At 48.9% G+C, this 5,000-nt stretch carries 1 protein-coding gene, 3 tRNA genes and 1 rRNA gene (1 of these 5 only partly in view); all 5 read right to left on the reverse strand.

The window, feature by feature from the left end; genetic code table 11:
* A protein-coding gene (locus AC0VYE_RS30265; RefSeq protein WP_475444451.1) for an ATP-binding protein crosses the window boundary here: on the reverse strand, positions 1–1,270 show its 5' portion. Its footprint begins 5 nt before the window's first position; the window shows 1,270 of its 1,275 coding nt (coding positions 1–1,270); it begins with the start codon at positions 1,268–1,270; its stop codon lies off the left edge, out of view.
* Positions 1,271–1,523: 253 nt separating this feature from the next.
* Positions 1,524–1,603, reverse strand: a tRNA-Leu gene (locus AC0VYE_RS30270).
* Between the two features lie 17 nt (positions 1,604–1,620).
* Positions 1,621–1,696, reverse strand: a tRNA-Lys gene (locus AC0VYE_RS30275).
* 6 nt (positions 1,697–1,702) lie between these two features.
* A tRNA-Val gene (locus AC0VYE_RS30280) sits at positions 1,703–1,778 on the reverse strand.
* Positions 1,779–1,920: 142 nt separating this feature from the next.
* Positions 1,921–4,852, reverse strand: a 23S ribosomal RNA gene (locus AC0VYE_RS30285).
* Between the last annotated feature and the right edge of the window lie 148 nt (positions 4,853–5,000).

Here is a 5,000-nt window from a genome sequence, read left to right on the forward strand (position 1 = left end):
TCGATGTAGGATATAACGGCACACTTAGTGCAAACTCACTTCCAACTCCCTTTGTGCTTTTAAGCGCAAGTTTGCCGCCAAGTAGATTGGTAAGCTGTATGCAAATAGAAAGCCCTAATCCAGTTCCTTCATATTTCCGCTGAATCGTGCTGTCCTCTTGTGAAAATGTATCAAAAACTCGCTGCTGGTTGTCCTCATCTATCCCAATACCGGTGTCCTTTACAACAAATACAATGCAGTCAGTAAGCTTATCCTTGTATACGTGCAAAGCGACATCGCCCTTATCCGTAAACTTAATAGCATTGTTTAATAGATTGCGAATAATTTGGCTCAGCTTTTGTCCATCGGATACTAGCATTTGAGGAGCCTCTTCATCTATTAAAACTTCGAAGCTTAGCTGCTTCTTTTCAGCTAAATGGGCAAATTCATGGTATATCAGCTGCGTAACATCCTCGACGGACACTTCTCCCCAGTTGATATCCATCTTACCTGCTTCCAACTTGGATAAGTCCAGGATGTCATTAATGATTCGCAGCAATTCGTTACTAGAGCTGTTTATCATATCTGCATACTCAAAATTCTCATTGTGTTCCTGGCTGGCCGTATTCTCACGAATGAGCTCTGAGAGGACAATGATGCTATTAAGAGGTGTCCGAAGCTCATGAGACATATTAGAGAGAAAGTCCGACTTATATTTGGATGACTTCATGATTTGTATCGCTTTGTCTTCAAGCTCCTTCGTTTGCTCCACTAGAAGCAAGTTATTGTCGCGCAGCTCGTCCGAACGGAGCTGTTCCTTATAAAAATCATTAATAATAAATAAGAAAAAGGCACCAAGCAAAATAGAAAGAGGCAGCGTAAAAGGCATAATCTGCTTCAAGTACAACTCACGAGACAGAGCGCCAAAGATCGCGATACCAGTTACCTGTACAATATTGATGGTTAGCAAAGAAATCGTTGCCTTCTTACGATAGCCCCATAACTGGCGTCGTTCGTAAAGCATGACGAGCCCTGCTGCGACGAGTCCCATAATAGCGATATTAATTGATCCCGTTAGTGAGCTTGGTGTTATTCCATTGACAAAATATCTTGAAGCAGAGATACCAAGTCCAATAATAAAAACATGGCGCGGATCACGGAACACTAGTGTTGCAAAAATAATAGGTACGCCGCGCAAATCGAATAAGGGACCTCTCCCTAATTCTACACCAACCATCATCGTCAGCCAGCCGGATAAAATAAAAGTGACAATCAACAAACTATTTTTCACATTGGAGGAAGCTCGGTTTAGAAAATTTTTGTATAGGAGGTTAAAAAGGTAAGCACAAGTAATGAGAATACTTATATTTGTAAAAAAGGTGACGGAAAAATTCATATATGTCCTCCCTTAGCTGTTTTTATTGTACACGAGGCTAACTCCTTTGACAAAAAAATAGCTCAAAGCATCTCATTTGAGCATCATTTCCTACTTTTAAACAACAAAAAAAGCCTTGCTAAGCAAGACTTCTTTTGTCGTACTATGATGCGCGTAGAGGGACTTGAACCCCCACGGTCGCCCGCTAGATCCTAAGTCTAGTGCGTCTGCCAATTCCGCCATACGCGCGCATCCGAGATAAAAAATGGTGAGTCATGTAGGATTCGAACCTACGACACCCTGATTAAAAGTCAGGTGCTCTACCAACTGAGCTAATGACTCATACTATGGTGGAGGATGACGGGATCGAACCGCCGACCCTCTGCTTGTAAGGCAGATGCTCTCCCAGCTGAGCTAATCCTCCATGGAAACACTAAAACCCACTGCGAGTGGGAGTCTTGCTTCATTGTGCGTTTTGCACATTGAAAACTGGATACGAAAGATTAGGCTTGCTGAAGCCTTTTTAGCTGCTGTCTACTGGATGTATGGGTCACAGTAAACGTGTTTAGGATAAGCCCTCGACCGATTAGTATTCGTCAGCTACACACATTGCTGTGCTTCCACTCCGAACCTATCAACCTCGTCGTCTTCAAGGGGTCTTACATACTGGGAAATCTCATCTTGAGGGGGGCTTCACGCTTAGATGCTTTCAGCGCTTATCCCGTCCGTACTTGGCTACCCAGCGGTGCTCCTGGCGGAACAACTGGTACACCAGCGGTACGTCCATCCCGGTCCTCTCGTACTAAGGACAGCTCCTCTCAAATTTCCTGCGCCCGCGACAGATAGGGACCGAACTGTCTCACGACGTTCTGAACCCAGCTCGCGTACCGCTTTAATGGGCGAACAGCCCAACCCTTGGGACCTACTTCAGCCCCAGGATGCGATGAGCCGACATCGAGGTGCCAAACCTCCCCGTCGATGTGGACTCTTGGGGGAGATAAGCCTGTTATCCCCAGGGTAGCTTTTATCCGTTGAGCGATGGCCCTTCCATTCGGTACCACCGGATCACTAAGCCCTACTTTCGTACCTGCTCGACTTGTAGGTCTCGCAGTCAAGCTCCCTTATGCCTTTGCACTCTTCGAATGATTTCCAACCATTCTGAGGGAACCTTTGGGCGCCTCCGTTACATTTTAGGAGGCGACCGCCCCAGTCAAACTGTCCACCTGACACGGTCCCCGAACCGGTTTCACGGTTCTAGGTTAGAACTCCGATACGATCAGGGTGGTATCCCAACGTTGCCTCCACACAAGCTGGCGCTCATGCTTCTAAGGCTCCCACCTATCCTGTACAGATCGTACCAAAGTTCAATATCAAGTTACAGTAAAGCTCCATGGGGTCTTTCCGTCTTGTCGCGGGTAACCTGCATCTTCACAGGTATTAAAATTTCACCGGATCTCTCGTTGAGACAGCGCCCAAGTCGTTACGCCATTCGTGCGGGTCAGAATTTACCTGACAAGGAATTTCGCTACCTTAGGACCGTTATAGTTACGGCCGCCGTTTACTGGGGCTTCGGTTCACAGCTTCGGGTTACCCCTAACCGCTCCCCTTAACCTTCCAGCACCGGGCAGGCGTCAGCCCGTATACTTCGCCTTACGGCTTCGCACAGACCTGTGTTTTTGCTAAACAGTCGCTTGGGCCTTTTCACTGCGGCCCCCTCGGGCTATTCACCCTACCGAGGCACCCCTTCTCCCGAAGTTACGGGGTCATTTTGCCGAGTTCCTTAACGAGAGTTCTTCCGCGCGCCTTAGCATGCTCTGCTCGCCTACCTGTGTCGGTTTGCGGTACGGGCACCTAGATCTCACTAGAGGCTTTTCTTGACAGCCGGAGTACATGACCTTCGCTACTGCAATTTTCGCTCCCCATCACAGCCCAGCCTTATGATCGACGGATTTGCCTATCGATCAGCCTCACTGCTTGGACGGACTATTCCATCAGTCCGCGTCACTGCCCTTCTGTGTCACCCCATTGCTCAAACGATCCTCGGTGGTACAGGAATTTCAACCTGTTGTCCATCCACTACGCCTTTCGGCCTCGCGTTAGGTCCCGACTTACCCTGAGAGGACGAGCCTTCCTCAGGAACCCTTAGGCTTTCGGCGGACAAGATTCTCACTTGTCTTTTCGTTACTCATACCGGCATTCTCACTTGAATACAGTCCACCAGTCCTCACGGTCCAACTTCAATCCGTATTCAACGCTCCCCTACCCAAGTACCATACGGTACATGTCATAGCTTCGGTGGTGTGTTTAGCCCCGTTACATTTTCGGCGCAGAGTCACTCGACCAGTGAGCTATTACGCACTCTTTAAATGATGGCTGCTTCTAAGCCAACATCCTGGTTGTCTTTGCAACTCCACATCCTTTCCCACTTAACACACACTTGGGGACCTTAGCTGATGATCTGGGCTGTTTCCCTCTTGACAATGGATCTTAGCACTCACTGTCTGACTCCCGAGTAGCACGTCTATGGCATTCGGAGTTTGACTGGACTTGGTAACCCTTGGCGGGCCCCGCACCCAATCAGTGCTCTACCTCCACGACGCTCATTCCTCGAGGCTAGCCCTAAAGCTATTTCGGGGAGAACCAGCTATCTCCGAGTTCGATTGGAATTTCTCCGCTACCCCCACCTCATCCCCGCATTTTTCAACATGCGTGGGTTCGGGCCTCCAGTGCGTGTTACCGCACCTTCACCCTGGACAGGGGTAGATCACACGGTTTCGGGTCTACGACCACGTACTTATTCGCCCTATTCAGACTCGCTTTCGCTACGGCTCCGTCTTCCCGACTTAACCTTGCACGTGATCGTAACTCGCCGGTTCATTCTACAAAAGGCACGCCATCACCCATTTAACGGGCTCTGACTTTTTGTAAGCGCACGGTTTCAGGTTCTTTTTCACTCCGCTTCCGCGGTGCTTTTCACCTTTCCCTCACGGTACTGCTTCACTATCGGTCACCAGGGAGTATTTAGCCTTGGCAGATGGTCCTGCCGGATTCCGACGGGGTTTCTCGTGTCCCGCCGTACTCAGGATCCGTCTCGGAGGGTGCTTGCTTTCGGTTACAGGGCTTTTACCTGCTCTGGCGGGCCTTTCCAGACCTCTTCGCCTACCAAACACCTTTGTAACTCCATGTGAGACGTCCTACAACCCCAAGAAGCAAGCTCCTTGGTTTGGGCTAATCCGCGTTCGCTCGCCGCTACTGACGGAATCACTATTGTTTTCTCTTCCTCAGGGTACTTAGATGTTTCAGTTCCCCTGGTATGCCTCTACCCAACCTATGTATTCAGTTGAGAGTAACTATCCATTACGATAGCTGGGTTTCCCCATTCGGAAATCCTCGGATCAATGCCTGCTTACGGCTCCCCGGGGCGGTATCGTTGTTCGCCACGTCCTTCTTCGGCTCCTGGTGCCTAGGCATCCTCCGTGCGCTCTTACTAGCTTAACCATTTTGCTCAGGTGATTCGGCTTGTGCGCCGTTTTCATTTTGTTTCTCTGATCTCCTAAGACATCAAATGGTTGAAACAAAACGAAAAGAAGTCGCAACAATCTCGAACACCTTTCGCTTACGTAAAAACAGCTTTAAAGGATGTTTC

The sequence above is a fragment of the Pristimantibacillus sp. Z349TD_6 genome (assembly GCF_056173205.1).